The sequence below is a fragment of the Rathayibacter sp. AY2B7 genome, from assembly GCF_002931635.1.
Classification (GTDB): Bacteria; Actinomycetota; Actinomycetes; order Actinomycetales; family Microbacteriaceae; genus Rathayibacter.
In genome coordinates this window covers 1-18,237 of the sequence record NZ_PSUC01000076.1, presented here as the reverse complement: position 1 = coordinate 18,237, position 18,237 = coordinate 1, and the positions used below count along the sequence as shown (strand labels likewise).

Below are 18,237 nucleotides of genomic sequence, written 5' to 3'. Positions count from 1 at the left end.
GCTCGTCGCCGACCGCCCCGTCACCCTCGACCAGGGTCAGCACGCCCTCGGGCAGCGCCTCGGCGAGGATGCTCGTGAAGAGGGCGCCCGTGCCCGGACTGCGCTCGCTCGGCTTGTGCACGACGACATCCCCGGAGACGATCGCGGCGCCCAGGAGGCCCGCGGCGACGGCGACCGGGTCGTTCCACGGAGTGAGGGCGAGCACGACACCGCGCGGGTGCGGCAGGGCCAGATCGACGTTGAGGGCCGCTCCGCGCAGGCTCCTCCCGCGGTGAAGCGGGCCGAGCTCGGCGTACTGGAGCAGCGTGTCGACACCGGCGCGCACGCCGCCCAGCGCGTCGCCGGCGGGCTTGCCCGTCTCCTGCGTGTTGAGGTCGGCGAGCTCCTGCTCGCGCTCGGCCACGCGGTGGGCGGCGGCACGGAGCAGGGCGCCGCGCTCGGCGGGCGCGGTGGCGGCCCACGCGGGGAACGCGGTCCGCGCGCGGCGGACGGCGTCGGCGGCGGTCGTGGCGGGGGTCGTGATGTCGATGGTCACGGTCACCTCTCGGTCGGGGGCGCCCGCGGAGTGGCGGACGCATCCGTCCGGTACCCGGGCGGTGCGCGCCTAGACACGCCGCCTCCGGAATCCGCCCCCGGATCGGCGACGGGCTCGCCCCCGATCCGGTTTCGGATCGGCCCCGGCGGGGAAGTGGAGGAGTGCACCGTCCCCGGAGCGGCGCCCGCGCGCCCTCCGCACCTGAGAGGAACCCGTCGTGGTCGCCATCGCCCCCCTCCGAGAGCCCTTCGCCGGAGTCGAGAGGATCGCCGTCCTGCGCGGCGGCGGACTCGGCGACCTGCTGTTCGCGCTGCCCGCCGTCGACGCCCTCGCGGCCGCCTACCCGGGGGCCGAGATCACCCTGCTCGGGACGCCCGCGCACCGGGTCCTGCTGACGGGCGTCGAGTCGCCGATCGCCGACGTCGAGATCCTGCCGGTGGCGCAGGGTGTCCGCGACGGAGAGGGGGAGGACCCCCGGGTCGTCGAGGACTTCACCGAGCGGATGCGCGCGCGCCGCTTCGACCTGGCCGTGCAGCTGCACGGCGGCGGGCGCTACTCCAACCCGTTCCTCCAGCGCCTCGGCGCGCGCCACACGATCGGGTCGCGCACCGACGACGCCGCGGAGCTCGAGCGCACGATCCCCTACGTCTACTACCAGCACGAGATGCTGCGGGCGCTCGAGATCGTCGGGCTGGCAGGAGCGCCCGCGACCCGCCTCGAGCCGGCGCTCGCCGTGGATCCGGAGCGGCGGGACCGCCTCGCCGCGGCGCTGCCCGCGGGCGGCCCGCTGGTGCTGATCCACCCCGGCGCGACCGATCCCCGCCGCCGCTGGCCCGCCGCCTCCTTCGCCGCCGTGGCGACGGAGCTGCTGGCGGACGGCGCGCGCGTGCTGGTGGTGGGCGACGCCTCGGACGTGCCCGCCGCCGACGAGATCGTCGCCGGAGCGCCGGGAGCGGTCTCCTGGGCGGGCGTCGTGGACCTCCCGGACCTCGCTCCGCTGCTCTCGCTCGCCGATCTCGTGCTCGGCAACGACTCCGGACCCCGCCATCTCGCCGCCGCGGTCGGCGCTCCGACGGTCGGGATCTTCTGGGTGGGCAACGCGATCAACGCCGCGGCCCTCGGGCGGCAGCGCCACCGGGTGCAGCTGAGCTGGACCACGCACTGCCCGGTCTGCGGGCGCGACGCCACGCAGGTCGGCTGGACCGCTCCGCGCTGCGAGCACGACGTCACATTCGTCGGCGACGTGCGCGTCGAGGCCGTGCTCGAGGACGTCCGCGGGGTGCTCGCCTCCACCCGCTGAACCGCGAGACGCCGCCTCGGTACGCGACGCGCCGGGGCGTGCGGACCGAGGTGGCGTCTCGCGGCGGGGGATCCGGGGCGCGCCCGGATCAGCGGATCACGGCCAGGACGGCTCCTCCTCGTGCGTGATGACGAGCTCGCGGACCTCGCAGCCGCGCGGCTGGCCGAGGACGAACATGACGGCGTTCGCCACGTTCTCCGGGTCGTTCAGCAGCGCGTCCGGACCCGGCTTGTACTGCTCGTCGCGGTCGTCGAAGAAGCGCGTCTTCATGCCCGACGGGATCAGCGTGGTCACGCCGATCTCGCCCTTGGTCTCGGCCGCGAGCGCGCGGGTGAAGCCGAGCACGCCGAACTTCGAGGCGCAGTACGCGGTCGCGTCCGAGACGGCCTTGATCGCGAGTGAGGAGGCGACGGTGACGACGCGGCCGTGGGTCTCGGTGAGGAAGGGCAGGGCCGCCCGGACGACGGCCGCGGTGCCGAGGAGGTTGACGGAGATGACGCGCTCCCACTCCTCCGGCTCCACGTCGACGAGGCGGCCGCAGCGGTCGATGCCGGCCGCGGTCACGACGGCGTCGAGCCCGCCGTGCTCGCGGGCGATCTCGACGACCGCCTCCTCGGCCTCGCGGGTCTTCGCGACGTCGACCTGGTAGGCGGCGACGCCCTCCTTCACCGACGAGACGTCGCGGTCGAGCACGATCGGCGTGCCGCCGGCGGCGGCGACCGCGGCGGCGACGGCCGCACCGAGCCCGGAGGCTCCTCCGGTGATCAGGACGCGGCCGATGGGGGTGGGAGTGGTGCTCATGGTTTCCTTCCGGGGGTGGTCTGCGGGCCTCGTGGGCCGCGGGTCAGCCGACGCGCGCGAGCGCGGCGGCGAGATGGGTGGTCGAGCGGCCCGGGTGGTACGGCACGGTCAGGACCCGGCCGCCCCACTCCGCCACCGTCGCCGTCTCGGGGAGGGACTCGGCGGAGTAGTCGCCGCCCTTCACCCAGACGTCGGGGCGGATGCGGCGCAGCGCCTCGTCCGGCGTGTCCTCGCCGAAGACCAGCACGGCGTCGACGCACTCGAGCGCGAGCAGCAGGTCGACGCGGTCGTCCTCGGGGATGATCGGCCGTGCCGCGCCCTTGAGGCGCCGGACGGAGTCGTCCGAGTTGAGGCAGACGATCAGGCAGTCGCCGAGAGCGCGTGCTGCGGAGAGGGTGCGGGCGTGGCCGGCGTGGAGCAGGTCGAAGCAGCCGCCCGTCGCGACCACCGTTCCTCCTGCCGCGCGGACGGACTCGGCGACGCGCAGGGCGTCCACCCCGCCGCCGTGGAGGGGTGCGGGGTCGGCGGGAGCGGAGAGGGAGGCGACCCCTCCCGCGAGGAGGTAGGCGCCGGCTGCGGCGACCGCCGCCTGCACCGCCTCCGACGTGCTCGCACCCTCGGCGAGGGCGACGGCGGCGGAGGCGGCGAACCGGTCGCCTGCGCCGCACGGGTCGGTGGGCGGCACGGCGACGGCCGGTGCGACGACCGGGACGCCGGCGCCGCGGGAGCGCAGCAGGGCGCCGGAGGATCCCATCGTCACGGTGACCGCACCGCAGCCCCAGCGCTCGAGGAGGGTGGTCGCGGCGGACTCGGCGCGCGTCACTCCGCGGCCGACGGCTCCCGAGAATGCGGTGGCCTCGGCCAGGTTCGGGGTGGCGAGGGAGGTGGCGGCGACCGGCTGCGAGCCGCGCGGGTGCGGATCCCACACCAGCGGCACGGTGAGCGCGTCGAGCGCCGTGCGGAGCGACGGCTCCTCGGTCAGGCGGCGGCCGTAGTCGGCGACGATCACGGCGTCGGCGTCGGCGAGCGCGGCGAGCATGGCGTCGGTGACGCCGGGGACGGGCGGCGTCTCGCAGCCGCGGTCGATCCGCACGACGGCCTGGCCGGAGGCGGCGACGCGGGTCTTCACCGGCGTCGGCGCTCCCGAGGGCCCGGCGACCAGGCGGACGCCGGACAGCTCGGCGCGGAGCTCCGCCACGTCCGGATCCGAGTCCTCGGCGAGCGCGGTCACCAGCGTCACCTCGTGCCCGTCGCGGGCGAGCATCCGGGCGACCAGCCCGGCACCGCCGGCGCGGGCGCTGCGGGCCGACACGTCGACCACGGGGACGGGGGCGTCCGGGCTCAGCCGCTCGGCGGGTCCGGAGAGGTCGACGTCGAGCATCACGTCACCGACGACGACGAGGCGCAGGCGGCTCACGCGGCGGCCGCCGTCCGCGCGCGGATCCGGTGCTCGAAGGCCCGGCAGAGCGCGTGCACGAGCACCAGCTGCGCCTCCTGCACGTTGGAGCCGTGGCCCTCGAGGGCGATCGCCTCGTCGCAGAGCTCGGTGAGCGGGTTCGGCCCCTCGCCGGTCAGCGCCCACGAGCGGGCGCCCGCCGCACGGGCGGCCTCCGCGGCGTGGAGGAGGTTCGCGCTGCGTCCGCTGGTGGAGAGCAGGACCACGACGTCGCCCGCCCGGGCGTGCGCGGTGACCTGGCGCGAGAACACGTGGTCGAAGCCGTAGTCGTTGCCGATCGCGGTCAGGCTCGACGTCTCGGCGTGCAGCGAGATGGCGGAGAAGGGGACGCGGTCGCCGTCGAAGCGGCCGACGAGTTCGGCGGTGAGGTGCTGCGCCTCGGCCGCGGAGCCGCCGTTGCCCGCGGCGAGCAGGCGCGCGCCGGAGTGCAGGCGGTCGGCGAGCTCGACGCCCCAGGCGGCGATCCTGTCGGAGTGGCGCTCCAGCTGCGCGACCGCGTCGAGCGCGCGCGCCACGTGGTCGTCGACGAGGCGCCGGGCGGCGTCGGCCGGGGTGTCCAGAACGGTGTCGATGGTCGCGGTGTCGATGGTCATCGTCGCGGAGCCGCCTTCCGGGTGGTGGGGGATGAGGGTGCGCTCGTGGCGCCGGTGAGGAGCGACTCGTCGCCGAGGCCGGCGAGGGTCGTGACGTAGGCGCGCTCGGTGTCGGCGGCGACGCGGTCCCAGGAGTAGCGGGACTCGACGCGCTCGCGGCCGGCGGCCCCGTAGGCGCGGGCGCGGTCGGGGTCCTCCAGCAGCGAGCCGAGGGCGGCGGCCAGAGCGACCGGGTCGCGCGGAGGCACGTGGACCCCGGTGACGTCCTCGACCACGGTGTCGATCAGGCCGCCCACGGAGGAGGCGACGACCGGCACGCCGCAGGCCATCGCCTCGAGCGGAGTGATGCCGAACGGCTCGTACCAGGGCGCGCAGACCACGACGTCGGCCGAGCGGAGCATCGCGGGCATCTCGGTCTGCGAGAGCTGGCCGACGAAGTCGACGCGGTCCGCGACGCCGAGGCTCTCGGCCACGCCGTGCAGCCGCTGGTACTCGGGGTCCGCGGTCAGCGCGTCGCCGGAGCCGGAGCCCCCGACGACGACGAGCTCGGCGTCGTGGCCGGCCGCGACCAGGTGCGCGAGCGCCTCGATCGCGATGCCCATGCCCTTGCGCGGCACCAGGCGTCCGATGGTCATCAGCCGCGAGCGCTCGCCGCGGGACGCGACCGGGCCCTCGACCGAGAACCGGTCGATGTCGACTCCGCAGGGCACCACCGAGATGCGCGAGGTCGGCACGCCGAGCCCCTTGAGCTCGAAGGCCTCGTCCGAGCAGGTGGCGACGACGCCGTCGGCCTTCTGGCCCACTCCGGGCTCGAGCCAGGCGCGCTCCTCGGGGCTGGTGTCGAGCGCGCCCTGCTGGCGGCGCTTGACCACGCCCAGCGCGTGGAAGGTGTGGAGGACGGGCACGCGCCGCCCGGTGGCGCGCTCCACCCGCTCGGAGGCGTCGAGCGCGGCGACCCCGGACATCCAGAAGTGGCTGTGCACGAGGTCCGGCCGCTCCTGCAGCCACTCCTCGGCGAGGTCGACGGCGAAGTCGCCCATGAAGGGCAGCAGCTCGTCCTTGGACACCCGGCGCGGCGGCCCGGCGTCGATGTGCACGACCTCGACTCCCGAGGTGAAGGGCACGCGCCGGGGGAGGGAGGGGTCGTCGCGGCGGGTGTAGACGACGACGCGGTGGCCGCGGCGGGCGAGCGCGTCGGCGAGCGCCGCCACGTGGACGTTCTGGCCGCCGGCGTCGACGCCGCCGAGGGTCGCCAGCGGGCTCGCGTGCTCCGAGACCATGGCGATCGTCAGCGCGGGCGCGGCGGAGAGGTGCTGCTTCATCGGGTGCTCCCTTCCAGAGCGGCCTCCGGCGACCGGCGTCCGGGGAGGTCGGCGAGGACCTCGTCCCAGTCGCGGTGGAACCGGGCGAGGCCGTAGCGCGCGAGCGCGGCCTCGCGGGCGACGGCGCCGGCGCGGGCGGCGCGCTCCGGGTCCTCGACGAGTGCCCGGGCCGAGGCGACGAGGGCGTCGAGGTCGTTCGAGACCGCTCCGGCCTCGGGCGGGACGGCGCGCCCCGCCTCCGTCACGTCGAGCGCGACGACGGGCATCCCGAGGTGCATCGCCTCCAGCAGCGCGAGGCCGAGGGAGGTCCAGCGGAACGGGTGCAGGTAGACCCGGCGGCGGGCCAGGGCCGCGTGCATCGCCTGGGTGCGGACGTCGCCGAGGACCGTCACGTCCTCCAGGCCCGGCAGCTCGGCGAGCCGGTCGGTCTTCATCCCGAAGACGTCCAGCGGAGCGACCGCGCCGAAGCGGGGGAGCAGGTCGGTCCCGGCGACCCGGCCCCGGCGGACGGGCTCGTTGACGACCACGCCGAAGTGCGGCAGCTCGCCGGTGTAGAGGGGACCCGGGTCGTGGATCCCGTGCTCGATCACCGTCGTCCGCGTCGATCCGGTGTCCCACATCAGGGCGTTGAAGTGGGTGACGTGGACGATCAGCAGGTCGTCGCGGTCGGCGAGCGGGTGGCGGTTGTCCGGCACGTCCCCGCGGGGGGTGTTGTGCTCCACGTAGACGGCGGGCACGTCGCGGCCGAGGCGTCGCCCGAGCAGGCGCTCGGCCTCGGCGAGCTCCTCGGGCCTCTGGAGGAGGACCGCGTCGACGTCGGCGTCGTGCAGCTCCTCGGGGGCGATCTCGACGGCGCTCGGCCAGTCGCGGCCGCCGGTGCCCAGGCCCCAGCCGTCGCGGGCCGGAGTCGTGGGGAGCAGGTAGGTGTGGGCGCCGCGGACGAAGGCGTCCGCCCAGCCGCCGTGCACGTGCCAGAGCAGGATCCTCATGCGATGGCCTCTCTCGGGGAAGTCGTGGGTCGGAGTCGGAGGGCGGCGGCGACCGCCTCCTCGGCGCTCACCCCCGCGAGGCACGGATGGCCGGGGACGGGGCACACGCGGGCGCGCGAGCCGGCGCAGGGCGCCTCCTGGTCGCCGAGCAGCGCGACCGGGACGCCGTAGGGCGCCCAGCGCACGGCCGGGACGACCGGCGCGAAGAGGCTCACCACGGGGGTGCCGACCGCGGCGGCGAGGTGCGCGGGGCCGGTGTTGCCGCAGATCACGACGTCGGCGCCGGCCAGCACCTCGGCGGCGCCGGCGAAGTCCGTCGCCCCGCCGAGGTCGATGCCGCGGGAGCCCGCGACCTCGGCCGTGAGGGAGCGCTCGCCCGGGCCGCCGGTGACGACGACAGCGAGGCCCGCGTCCGCCAGCAGCTCGACGGCGCGGGCCGCGTTCGCCGCCGGCCAGGCGCGGGCGGGGACGGCTGCCCCGGGGTGCACGACCGCGTAGGGGCCGATCCCCTCGAGAGCGGCGGGCAGCACGCCCTCGCGGCGCACGCGGAGCCGTCCGTCGTCGCCGGCGGGCAGCGCGAAGCCGGCCGCCGCCGCGATCGCGAGCGCGCGCTCCGGCTCCGGCTGGTCCTCCTCGAGGGTCTCGCCCGGGACGAGGCGCACATCGAGCAGAGCGCCCGCGAAGTCGACCGAGGCGCCCGTGATGCGGGCGACACCGGCGAGGCGGAGCAGCAGGGCCAGCGGCAGCGGCGACTGGTGGAAGGAGGTGAGGATCACGGCCTCGTCCGGCGCGAACTCCTCGACGATCGCTCGCAGCTCGTCGACGAGCTCGGCGTCGACGGGGCGGGAGGCGTCGCCGATCCACGGGCACCACCAGGTGCGGACGGAGGAGGGACCCGGCAGCAGCGCGGCCGCGGGCGCTCCCTGCGGACCGCTCAGCAGCAGCACCTGGGCGTCGGCCGCGATCGCGCGGACGGCGGGTCCGCACAGCAGGACGTCTCCCGCGCTGTCCAGGCGGGCGACGAGCACGCGGCGCCTCACTCGGCGTCCTCGTCGGGCTGCATCGCGAGCAGCAGCTCGACCGCCTCGAGGAGCGTCGCCGCCTGCAGCGGAGCGGCGTCCACCTCCTCGGCGCGGGTGATCGGAGTCGGAACCAGCACTCCACGGGCGCCGGCCGCGGCGGCGGCGCCGACGTCGGCCCCGATGTCGCCGATCACGGCGAGCGAGCTGGCCGGCAGTCCCAGCTGCTCGGCGGCGCCGAGCACCATGCCGGGCCGGGGCTTCCGGCAGGAGCAGCCGTCCTCCGGGCCGTGCGGGCAGAGCATCCACACGTCGAAGCCGCCGAAGAGCTCGTCCACGCGCCGGTTCACCGCGTCGGCCTGGCCGCGGTCGATGATCCCGCGGGCGATCCCGGACTGGTTGGTGACCACGCCCAGAACCAGTCCCGCCTCGCGCGCCCGCTCGACCGCCGCGAGGGCGGTGGGCATCGGGGAGACCTGCGCCGGGTCGCCGTTGTAGGGCACGTCGACCACGAGCGTCGCATCGCGGTCGAAGAGGATCCCCCGCAGCCGCGGGGCCCTCGTGCGCTCGTCGGCGCTCCGGGAGGAGGAGTCGTTCACCTTCTCCTCGTACCCCTCGACCGGGGATGTAAACCCCCTCCCGGAGAAGTCGGTCCGTCCGGGCGCGTCGCTCGCATCTGCGGGCGGCGCGTCTGAGGCGCGCGCAGCGGGGTACGGGGACTCCGACAGGAAGGAGGCGCCGTGCGCGCTCTCACCGCCCCGGACGGGACTCCGGAGATCCTCGCGCTGCGCGCTCTCAAGCTCGGCGACCTGCTCGTCGCGGTCCCGGCGCTGAAGGCACTGCGCCGCGGCTTCCCGGAGCACCGGCTGATCATGGCGACCACGCCCTGGCTCGAGCCGATCGTCGATCTGGTCGAGGGCCTCGACGCGCTCGTGCCCACCCTCCACGGACTCGACGACCCGCTGCCGATGGCCGCCGGCCGGGTCGAGCTCGGCGTGAACCTCCACGGCAACGGCCCGGAGTCGCGGCTGCGGCTGCGCGAGATCGCGCCCGAGCGCACGCTCGAGTTCCGCGTCCCGGCGCTGGACCCGGGTGCGGGCCCGGGAGACCCGCGTCCGCTCTGGATCGACGGCGAGCTCGAGCGCGCCCGCTGGGCCCGCCTGGTGAACTCCATCGGTCTCGACGCCGACCCCGAGGACGTCGCGATCGCCGTCCCCGAGGAGCCCGCGCCGGCACCCGGAGCCGCCGTCGTGCACATCGGGGCCTTCTACGGCTCGCGCGAGTGGCCGGAGGAGCGCTTCGCCGCGGTGGCGCGCTCCCTCACTGCCGAGGGGCACCGCGTCGTCTACACCGGAGGCGCGAACGAGGCCGACCGCGCCCGCCGCGTCGCCGAGCTCGCAGGCACGGGCGAGGTGCTGGCGGGGGAGCTCGCGCTCAGCGGGTTCGCCGCGGTCGTCGCGGCCGCCGAGGTCGTGGTGACCGTCGACACCGGAGCCGCGCACCTCGCCTCCGCGTACGGCGTCCCCTCGGTCGTGATCTTCGGTCCGGCACCGCCCGAGGCCTGGGGTCCTCCGGCCTCGGGTCCGCACGTCGTGCTGACCGACGCCTCCCTCCGCCGAGGCGACGTCTTCTCCGCCGAGCCGGATCCGGCGCTGCTCGCGGTCCAGGTCGACGACGTCCTCGCCGCCCTCGCATCGCTCCCGTCGCGTGCCGAGGCCCACCTCAGGCGGACTTCAGCCGCGTCGCCGGTCGGACCGGAGTGACCGTGGCCACGCGGGCCCGGGGAGCGCGCGGCTGATGGCTGCGCGAGGGGGCGCCGAGCCTGTCTGCGAGCTGCGCGAGGATCCGCCGCTGTAGGCGCGAGACCTGCATCTGCGTCGTTCCCAGCGCGTCGGCGATCTGCTGCTGGGTGCGCTCCTCGACGAAGCGCATCCGCAGGAGCTCGCGCTGGCCCTCCTCGAGCTCGGCGAGGGCCTCGGCGAGCCCGTGCCGCCGGTCGATCTCGAGCAGGCGCTCGTCCTCGCCGCCGAGGGTGTCGCCCAGGCCGACGCCGCCCTCGCCCGCGGTCTCGTCGAGGGAGAGCGGATGCCCCGCGAGGCGCGCGTCGGCCACCTCCGCCGCGTCCACTCCGAGGCGGCGGGCGATCTCCTGGTCGGTGGGGTGACGGCCGAGCTCCTGCGCGAGCTCGTCGGCGACGACGGCGGAGCGGCGGTGCAGCTCCTGCACGCCGCGCGGCGGCCGGATCATCCAGCCGAGGTCGCGGAGGTGGCGCTTGAGCTCGCCGGTGATCGTGGGGACGGCGAACGCGGCGAAGCTGTCGCCGCGCTCGGGAGTGAAGCGGCGGGCGGCCTTCACGAGGCCCACGTAGGCGACCTGGCGCAGATCCGCCCAGTCGCCTCCGCTCCGGGAGACCCGGCGGGCCATGGCCTCGGCCAGGCCCAGGTGGTCGAGCACGATGCGCTCGCGGATGCGCGCGCCCTCGGCGGCCTCCGCGCTCACCGCGGCCTGGAAGAGCGAGAGCGTGCGGGCGTCCTTCTCCTCCCGCGCCGCCTCGGTGAGGACGCTCGGTCGGTCGGTGCGGGGGTCGAGATCGATCGTGCTCATCAGTGCTCCTTCCGGGCACGCTCGCGCGGAGGCCCGGCGCGGCCTGCGGTGCGGCGCTCGGGCTCTCTCGACGAGAGGCCCGGGGTCAGCGCACCACTGCTCCTGCTCCCTCGGGGAGTCCGTTGACTCGGAGCAGTGCTGTCCGGTAGAAGCAGTGGCCGCGAGGCGCGCACCGTGCCCGGCGCTGAGGCGCCACGGCCCCCGCGATCCCGGGCGCCGCACCGCCTCCCGCCGGTAGGATCGGCCCCGTATGTCTGAGCTCACCCCGCCCCTGGAAAGCGCGCCGGACGCGCACCCGTTCACGACCGCGACCGGGAGCGACGTCCGCGTCCGCTTCTGCCCCTCGCCGACCGGGACCCCGCACGTCGGCCTCATCCGCACCGCCCTGTTCAACTGGGCGTACGCGCGCCACACCGGCGGCACGTTCGTCTTCCGCATCGAGGACACGGACGCCGCCCGCGACAGCGAGGAGAGCGTGGAGCAGATCCTCGACGCGCTGCGCTGGCTGAAGCTCGACTGGGACGAGGGCGTCGGAGTCGGCGGCCCGCACGGCCCGTACCGGCAGTCCGAGCGCACCGATGTCTACCTCGACGTGATCGCGCGCCTGACGGCCTCGGGGCACCTCTACGAGAGCTACTCCACGGCCGAGGAGATCGACGCGCGCAACGAGGCGGCCGGCCGCGCGAAGCAGCACGGGTACGACAACCACGACCGCGATCTCACCGAGGAGGAGCGCGCCGCCTTCCGCGCCGAGGGCCGCGCCCCGGCGCTGCGCCTGCGCGTGCCGGACGCCGACCTGTCCTTCGACGACCTGGTCCGCGGCCCGATCACGTTCCCCGCCGGCTCCTTCAGCGACTTCGTCGTGGTGCGCCCCAACGGCCAGCCGCTCTACACGCTGGTGAACCCGGTCGACGACGCGATCATGCAGATCACCCACGTGCTGCGCGGCGAGGACATCCTCCCCTCGACCGCCCGGCAGATCGCGCTGTACCACGCGCTGATCGACATCGGAGTGACGACCTTCGTCCCGCGCTTCGGGCACCTCCCCTACGTGATGGGCGACGGCAGCAAGAAGCTCTCCAAGCGCGACCCGTCCTCGAACCTCTTCCACCACCGCGACCGCGGCTTCATCCCGGAGGGCCTGGTCAACTACCTCGCCCTGCTCGGCTGGTCGCTCACGCACGACCGCGACGTCTTCTCGATCGACGAGATGGTCGCCGCCTTCGACGTCGCCGACGTGAACCCCAATCCGGCCCGCTTCGACCTCAAGAAGGCCGAGTCGATCAACGGCGACCACATCCGCCTCCTGGCCGTCGACGACTTCACCGAGCGGACGATCCCGTACCTCGTGGCGGCCGGAGTGCTCGCGGGCGAGCCGACCGCCGAGCAGCGCGCCGTGCTCGACGCCGCCGCACCCCTCGTGCAGGAGCGGATCGGCCTGCTCGGGGAGGCCCCCGGCATGCTCGGGTTCCTCTTCACCGCGTCCGACGCGCTCGAGTACGACGAGGACGCGCTGAAGGGCCTGCCCGCGAACGCCGGCGAGGTGCTCGCCGCCTCGATCGGCGCCCTCGAGCTCGTCCCCGCGTCCGAGTGGCTGACGGCCTCGATCCAGGAGGCGCTCGCCTCCGCGCTGATCGAGGGCCTCGGCCTCAAGCCCCGCATCGCCTACGGGCCGCTGCGCACGGCGGTCTCCGGACGCCGCGTCTCGCCGCCGCTGTTCGAGTCGATGGAGATCCTCGGCAAGCAGGAGTCGATCGCCCGCCTCGACCGCCTGGGCGCTCACCTCGGCACCTCCCGGCAGGCCTGACCGTGGCGGAGACGGTCGGCGGACGCTACGACGTCGTCGTGATCGGCGGGGGCCCCGCCGGGCTCTCGACCGCGCTCAACCTCGTCCGGGCGCGCCGCAGCGTGCTGCTGCTCGACAGCAACCGCCCGCGGAACGCCGCGACCCTGCACTCGCACGGGTTCCTCACCCGCGACGGCATCTCGCCGCTCGAGCTGCGCCGCCTCGGCCGCGAGGAGTTCGAGCGCTACGAGGCCGCCGAGGTGCACAACGCCCTCGTCACGTCGGTCGAGCGCTCCGGCGGCGAGTTCGTGGTCGGCGCGCGCGGCGTGCGCGGCAGCGCGGACCGCTCCGTCGTCGCCACCGCCGTCGTGGTCGCCGCGGGACTGCTCGAGACGCCGCCCGCGCTCCCGAGCCTGCGCGCCTACTACGGCACCGCCGTGCACAGCTGCATGGAGTGCGACGGCTACGAGAAGGCGGGGGAGGCGCTCGCCCTGATCGGCGAGACCGACGACCTCGCGGAGCGGGCCATGCTCCTCTCGCAGTGGTCGACGGATCTGATCGTCTTCACCAACGGAGTCGGGACGGTGAGCGACGCCGACGAGTCGCTGCTCGCCTCGATCGGCATCCGCGTCGACCGGCGCCCGGTCGCCGACCTCGCAGGGGAGCGCGCCGAGATGACCGGCGTCCGCCTGGTCGACGGCGACGTCGTCCCGCGCACGGGAGCGTTCGTCCGCCCCGTCTGGACGCCCGCGCTGGACTACCTCGACGCGGCCGGTCCCGACCGCGACGCCGACGGCTTCCTCCGCGTCGACGCAGGCGGCCGCACCTCCGTCCCCGGCCTCTACGCCGCCGGCGAGGTCACCCCTCCGGGCCCCCAGCAGCTGATCGTCGCCGCGGGATCGGGAGCGCAGGTCGCCTCCGCGCTCAACCGCGACCTCGTGCGCGCCCGCCTCGGCGAAGCCGCTCCGGAGTCGGAGGGCACCGTGGTCCGCGGCTCGATTTGAGCGGGATGCTCGCGTAGGGTACTGTCGTCTCTCGGCGCTCGGGTCTCGATCCGGTCGCCGCCTGGTCCCGGGATCACCTCCGGATGGCCATTGGGGTATGGTGTAATTGGCAACACGGCTGATTCTGGTTCAGTTGTTCTTGGTTCGAGTCCAGGTACCCCAGCACTGATCTCTTCCGCGGCATTCCGCGCGACGCCCTCGTTCGTGGCGTCCTCCTGCGGGCCCGCCCCCGCGTGAACCGCTCTCGGCGGCGTCCGCAGTATCCCCCCTCCGGCCGACGCGGCCGTCCGCGGCGCTGTGACACGATGGAACCTGTACGTCTCTCAGGTACCCGCGTCGCGCGGGTCGGACGAAAGGTCGCCCGCCCATGGAACCGGATCTCCTCTGGATCGTCCTCGCCGGAGTCGCCGTCGGCGCACTCCTGCTGATCGCCCTCATCGGCTTCTTCCTCTTCCGCGCCTGGTACCAGGTGCCGCAGGCCGACGAGGCGATCGTGATCGTCGGAAAGAAGCAGAAGGGCGAGGACGGCCTCACCTCGAACATGACCGTCATCACCGGCGGCGGCGCGTTCGTGAACAAGCTGACCCAGCGGTCCGACCGCATCTCGCTGCGCTCCCGCCAGATCAAGATGGAGCCGGTCGCGCAGACAAAGAACGGCGTGACCATCCACCTCGCGGGCGTCGCCCTGGTCAAGATCGGGTCCACGGCCGACCAGGTCCGCGCCGCCGCCGAGCGCTTCGCGTCGCAGGACCAGTCGATCGACGTCTTCACCACCGAGCAGCTCGAGGGCGCCCTCCGCGGCGTCGTCGCGAAGCTCAGCGTCGAGGAGGTCATGCAGGACCGGCAGAAGCTGGGAGACGAGATCGCCGAGGGCATCAAGGGCGACCTGCTCGCCCAGGGCCTCGTCCTCGACTCCTTCGCGATCCAGGGCGTCACCGACCGCAACGGCTACATCGAGGCGCTCGGAGCGCAGGAGATCGAGCGCGTCCGCCGCGAGGCCGACGTCGCGCGGATCAACGCGGCCCGCGAGGTCAAGGCGCGCCAGCTGGCCACGGACGAGGCGAACCTGATCGAGCAGACCGCCTACGACAAGAACACCGCCGCCGCGAAGTCCGAGGTCGGCCGCGCCAACGCCGAGGCCGAGCAGGCCGAGAACCTGGCCCGCGCCGAGCGCGAGCAGGCCGTCCTCGTGCAGCGCGCCGAGAACCGGCAGGCCGAGCTCGACGCCGACGTCAAGCGCGTCGCGGACGCCGAGAAGTACCGCCGTCAGACCGAGGCCGACGCCGACGCCTACGGACGCGAGAAGAAGGCCGAGACGGACCGCCAGGTCGCGCAGCAGGTCTCGGACGCCGAGGCCTACGCCGTCCAGCGCCAGGCGGAGGCGCGCCAGGCGTCCGCCGCCGCCGAGGCCGCCGCCGTGAGCGCCCGCGCCGAGGCCGAGGCCCACGCACTGCGGGCCAAGGCGGGCGCCGAGGCCGAGGCGCTGCGCGCGAACGCGACCGCCGAGGCGGAGGCCATCCGCGCGAAGGGCGAGGCGAGCGCGGCGGCCATCGCGGCCGAGGCGGAGGCGCTCCGCGAGAACCAGGAGGCGATCCTGGGTCGCGAGCTCATCGGGCAGCTGCCCTCGCTCATGGCCGAGTTCGCGAAGGGCTACCAGAACGTCGGCTCGGTGACGCTGATCGGCGGCGACACCGCCGGCACCCACATCGCGCGCGAGCAGGCGGCGGGTCTCGCCGCGACGTTCGACAGCGTCAGGTCGGCGACCGGCGTCGACCTCGGCGCGATCCTCCAGGGCCAGGCCTTCGGCCGGGGGATGGCGACCGGCGGCACCGTCGTTCCGACCGGCGCGTCGGTGGCGACCGGATCGGGTGACGCCCCGCGTCCGTCCGGCACCGGCGACCCGACCGCCGTCGCCTCCACGAGCTGACCGCAGGGTCCCGCCGATCCCCGGCGGTTCCACCACTGCCGCCGCCGTGCTCGTCGGTGGGCGCCCGTCGGCGTCCGCCCTCGAGCACGGCGTGCGGCGTTCTGCGCGACCGGGTCGTGCCCCTTCCCGGAGTCGAGCAGCCTCGTTCAGGCCAGCGGCTTGCGCATCTGCAGGGAGGTCGTCTCATAGCCGAGCGACTCGTACAGCGCCCGCGCGGCGGTGTTGAAGCCGAACACGTTCAGCGCGAGGGCGGAGCCGCCGCGGGAGCGGACGTGCGACTCCGCGAGCAGCATCGCCGCCCGGCCGAGGCCGCTGCCGCGCTCGGCGGCGTCGATCTGCACGTCCCAGACGTACCCGACGCCCTCGAGTCCGCTCGGGTGCGGGCCGAGCCAGAGCGACCCGACCGCGCGGCCGTCCTCGGAGACGAGGAGCACGTCGTGCCCGGCGGCGGGGGAGCCGCCCGGGAAGTACTTCTCGTACGAGGCGTCGGCGTTGCGCGTCGCGGCCGCCTCGTCGTCGCCCGCGCGCATCCGGTCCTCGATGTACGCCGAGCGCTGCACCCGCATCCAGATGGCGAGAGCGGCGGCGGGCATCGGCTCGAGCGTGACGGTCATCCCCTCACGATCCCACTCCTCGCCCGCCTCCCGCGATCGATCCGTCGCGAACGGCCCGCACGGGATCCGCGGACGGGCCGCTCGCGACGGATCGCCGCCGGCCCGGATCAGTCCGGGGTCCGCTCCGCGTGCTTCCGCTTCCCCAGGCGGGTGGCGAGGAACAGCAGCGTCCCCACGACCACGTAGCCCGCTGTCGCCAGCCAGACCACGCCCGTCTGCTGCGTCAGCAGCACCACGCTCGCGATGGTCGCGAGCACCGGCACCACGCGCGGCACGGAGTAGTGGGCGTGGTCGACGCGGTCCTTCTTCAGCACCAGCACCGAGACGTTCGCCGCGATGAACACCAGCAGGAGCAGCAGCACCGTCGTCTCGGCGAGGGTGCCGACGTCTCCGATGAGGCTGAGCAGCATCGTCACTCCGCCGACGACCACGATCGACACCCACGGCGTGCGGCGGCCCGGGAGCACCTTGCCGAAGGCGCTCGGAAGCAGCCCGGAGGTGGCGAGCCCGAACCCGACCCGCGACGCCATGACCATGAACAGCAGAGCGCCGTTCGCGATGGCGACCAGCGCGATCAGGCCGAACAGCCACGGCGGCACCGCCACTCCGCTCGCCGCGACCACGTCCAGCAGGGGACCGCTGGAGGCCGCGAGCTCGTCGTTCGGCAGCACGATCACGGCGCCGAGCGCGATCAGGAGATAGACCACGGCGGCGGTGATCAGCGCACCGAAGAGGGCCCGCGGGTAGACCTTCGAGGGGTTCCGCACCTCCTCGGCCATGTTCGCCGCGGCCTCGAAGCCGAGGAACGAGAAGAAGGCGACGATCGAGGCGGCGAACGCCCCCTGCAGCGGAGCGACGTCGGGGTTGAACTCGAGCACGCGGGAGGCGTCGCCGTCGCCGGAGCCGAAGAAGACCGCGGCGCAGACGATGACGATGACCAGTCCGCTCACCTCGATCACCGAGGCGACCAGGTTCGCGGTCAGCGACTCCTTCACCCCGCGCAGGTTCACCAGGGTGAGGATCGCGATGAAGACGATCGCGGTCGGGATCGGCGGCACGTCCAGCAGAGCCCCGAGGTAGTCGCCCGCGAACGCGTTCGCCAGGGAGGCCGCCGTCGTGATGCCGGACGCCATCATCAGGAAGCCGATCAGGAACGAGAGGTACGGCTTCCCGAACGCGCGGTCCACGTATCGCGCCGCCCCTCCGGCGTGCGGGTACTTGGTGATCAGCTCGGCGTACGTGCCCGCGGTGAGCAGGGCGACGACCAGCGCGATCAGCAGCGGCAGCCAGATCACTCCTCCGACGTCCTCCGCCATCGTGCCCACCAGGGTGTAGATGCCGGCTCCGAGGGTGTCGCCCACGATGAAGGCGAACAGCAGCGGTCCGGTGATCACCCTCTTGAGCGAGGCCTTCCCGGGAGCGGTCTCGGCGGTGTCCGTCGTGTCGGTCATCCGGACACTCCACCGAAGCGAGGGGTCCGAGCGCAAGCCTGGCCGCCCGATCGCTGCGAGATTTCTCATCATCGCGGCCCGTGTGGCAGGGGCCCGGGCGGCGAGGCCTCCCACAGCGCGCTGATCCCGGGACTCGGGCGATCGGCCGCACCAGAGGGAGCGGACCCGGTGCGCACAGGGTGAACAGGGGGCGACCGCGCGTGCCGCCGCGCGCCCGCACTGGGTAGGCTGGAGCGCTTCGTCGTGAGTGGAGCGGTCGCGGAGGAATCATGGGCAAGAAGCGCAACCAGGGACGATCCGGAGGCGGTCAGGGCGGGTCCGGCGGTCAGGGCGGCGGCCGCACGGCCGAGACCGCGCTGATGGTGCGGTTCCGCAGCTGGTACCGCTCGCACCTCGCCGAGGTGGGCATGCAGCACGAGCACCTCGAGGCCGACGAGGCCGTCGAGGTGCTGACCGACCTCTTCGCGATGACCCGCGACCTGCGCCCGCGCGGCTCCTTCGCCCAGCCCGACGCCGAGCTGCTCGAGGCCGTCTTCGACCAGATCGAGGCCGACCTGTCGGGGGAGGAGAGCGAGGCCGACCTCGACGACACCCTCTTCACCGTCGCCGAGGTCGTCGAGCACGGCCTCCACGAAGGAGCCGGCGAGGTCGAGGACCTCGTCGAGGACGGCCTGGCACTCGTCCAGCTCCTCGTCGGTGCCGGTCCAGAGGTCCTCGTCGGTGAGGAAGTCGAGGAAGTGCTCGACGACCTCGGCGACGGTGAAGAGGGTGTCGTCGAGGTCGGCCTCGCTCTCCTCCCCCGACAGGTCGGCCTCGATCTGGTCGAAGACGGCCTC

17 protein-coding genes and 1 tRNA gene are annotated in these 18,237 nt (G+C 74.5%); 7 read left to right on the top strand and 11 right to left on the bottom strand.

The window, feature by feature from the left end:
* Positions 1–535: aldehyde dehydrogenase family protein (locus C5C27_RS12290; RefSeq protein ID WP_258066708.1), on the bottom strand; the 535-nt coding region annotated here is incomplete at its 3' end.
* Between the two features lie 217 nt (positions 536–752).
* Between C5C27_RS12290 and C5C27_RS12285 the strand changes: the two genes are divergently transcribed.
* On the top strand, positions 753–1,835 hold the full coding sequence (locus C5C27_RS12285; protein WP_104314522.1) for a glycosyltransferase family 9 protein: 1,083 nt from the start codon (positions 753–755) through the stop codon (positions 1,833–1,835).
* Positions 1,836–1,931: 96 nt separating this feature from the next.
* Here the strand turns inward: C5C27_RS12285 and C5C27_RS12280 are convergent, their stop codons facing one another.
* From C5C27_RS12280 to C5C27_RS18085, 7 genes are read right to left on the bottom strand one after another with little or no spacing between them, the layout of a single operon-like run.
* On the bottom strand, positions 1,932–2,636 hold the full coding sequence (locus C5C27_RS12280; RefSeq protein WP_104314521.1) for an SDR family oxidoreductase: 705 nt from the start codon (positions 2,634–2,636) through the stop codon (positions 1,932–1,934).
* Positions 2,637–2,679: 43 nt separating this feature from the next.
* The gene (locus tag C5C27_RS12275; RefSeq protein WP_104239116.1) at positions 2,680–4,044 is read right to left on the bottom strand and encodes a PfkB family carbohydrate kinase; all 1,365 of its coding nucleotides are present in this window, start codon (positions 4,042–4,044) and stop codon (positions 2,680–2,682) included.
* Positions 4,045–4,049: 5 nt separating this feature from the next.
* Positions 4,050–4,685 carry an SIS domain-containing protein gene (locus C5C27_RS12270; protein WP_104247441.1) on the bottom strand — a complete coding sequence of 212 codons (636 nt, stop codon included), beginning with the start codon at positions 4,683–4,685 and terminating at the stop codon, positions 4,050–4,052.
* Positions 4,682–5,977 carry a glycosyltransferase gene (locus C5C27_RS12265; RefSeq protein ID WP_104314524.1) on the bottom strand — a complete coding sequence of 432 codons (1,296 nt, stop codon included), beginning with the start codon at positions 5,975–5,977 and terminating at the stop codon, positions 4,682–4,684. Before C5C27_RS12265 ends, C5C27_RS12270 begins: the two co-directional genes overlap by 4 nt.
* A gap of 26 nt (positions 5,978–6,003) precedes the next feature.
* Positions 6,004–6,996, bottom strand: a complete 993-nt coding sequence (locus C5C27_RS12260; RefSeq protein WP_104314520.1) for a glycosyltransferase — start codon at positions 6,994–6,996, stop codon at positions 6,004–6,006.
* Positions 6,993–8,036 (bottom strand): glycosyltransferase family 9 protein, encoded by a 1,044-nt coding sequence (locus C5C27_RS12255; RefSeq protein ID WP_219813170.1) that lies wholly within the window; start codon positions 8,034–8,036, stop codon positions 6,993–6,995. Before C5C27_RS12255 ends, C5C27_RS12260 begins: the two co-directional genes overlap by 4 nt.
* Positions 8,033–8,614, bottom strand: coding sequence for an HAD-IIIA family hydrolase (locus tag C5C27_RS18085; protein WP_181133528.1), 582 nt, complete (start codon positions 8,612–8,614; stop codon positions 8,033–8,035). Before C5C27_RS18085 ends, C5C27_RS12255 begins: the two co-directional genes overlap by 4 nt.
* A 141-nt stretch (positions 8,615–8,755) precedes the next feature.
* Between C5C27_RS18085 and C5C27_RS12250 the strand changes: the two genes are divergently transcribed.
* The gene (locus tag C5C27_RS12250; RefSeq protein ID WP_104314519.1) at positions 8,756–9,778 is read left to right on the top strand and encodes a glycosyltransferase family 9 protein; all 1,023 of its coding nucleotides are present in this window, start codon (positions 8,756–8,758) and stop codon (positions 9,776–9,778) included.
* Here C5C27_RS12250 and C5C27_RS12245 read toward each other — a convergent pair.
* Positions 9,738–10,619, bottom strand: a complete 882-nt coding sequence (locus C5C27_RS12245; protein ID WP_104239108.1) for a sigma-70 family RNA polymerase sigma factor — start codon at positions 10,617–10,619, stop codon at positions 9,738–9,740. The genes C5C27_RS12250 and C5C27_RS12245 overlap by 41 nt on opposite strands.
* Positions 10,620–10,869: 250 nt before the next feature.
* On the opposite strand from C5C27_RS12245, the gene gltX reads away from it, so the two are divergent.
* The 4 genes from gltX to C5C27_RS12225 all read left to right on the top strand — a co-directional run bounded on the left by gltX (position 10,870) and on the right by C5C27_RS12225 (position 15,336).
* Positions 10,870–12,426: a glutamate--tRNA ligase gene (gene gltX, locus C5C27_RS12240; protein WP_104233235.1), complete on the top strand. Its 1,557-nt coding sequence runs from the start codon at positions 10,870–10,872 to the stop codon at positions 12,424–12,426.
* Between the two features lie 2 nt (positions 12,427–12,428).
* Complete coding sequence (locus C5C27_RS12235) at positions 12,429–13,409, top strand: NAD(P)/FAD-dependent oxidoreductase (RefSeq protein WP_181133527.1); 981 nt, start codon at positions 12,429–12,431, stop codon at positions 13,407–13,409.
* 91 nt (positions 13,410–13,500) lie between these two features.
* Positions 13,501–13,572 (top strand) — tRNA-Gln (locus C5C27_RS12230).
* Positions 13,573–13,776: 204 nt separating this feature from the next.
* A complete protein-coding gene (locus tag C5C27_RS12225) occupies positions 13,777–15,336 on the top strand; it encodes an SPFH domain-containing protein (protein ID WP_104226268.1) in 1,560 nt (519 codons plus the stop codon).
* Positions 15,337–15,482: 146 nt separating this feature from the next.
* Here C5C27_RS12225 and C5C27_RS12220 read toward each other — a convergent pair whose 3' ends face one another.
* Together C5C27_RS12220 and C5C27_RS12215 are read right to left on the bottom strand one after the other, a co-directional pair.
* A complete protein-coding gene (locus tag C5C27_RS12220; RefSeq protein ID WP_104314518.1) occupies positions 15,483–15,950 on the bottom strand; it encodes an N-acetyltransferase in 468 nt (155 codons plus the stop codon).
* 107 nt (positions 15,951–16,057) lie between these two features.
* A complete protein-coding gene (locus C5C27_RS12215) occupies positions 16,058–17,401 on the bottom strand; it encodes an APC family permease (protein WP_104226270.1) in 1,344 nt (447 codons plus the stop codon).
* A gap of 269 nt (positions 17,402–17,670) precedes the next feature.
* Here C5C27_RS12215 and C5C27_RS12210 point away from each other — a divergent pair.
* Positions 17,671–18,237, top strand: a 567-nt coding sequence (locus tag C5C27_RS12210) for a hypothetical protein (protein WP_146079679.1), incomplete at its 3' end; no start/stop codon positions are given.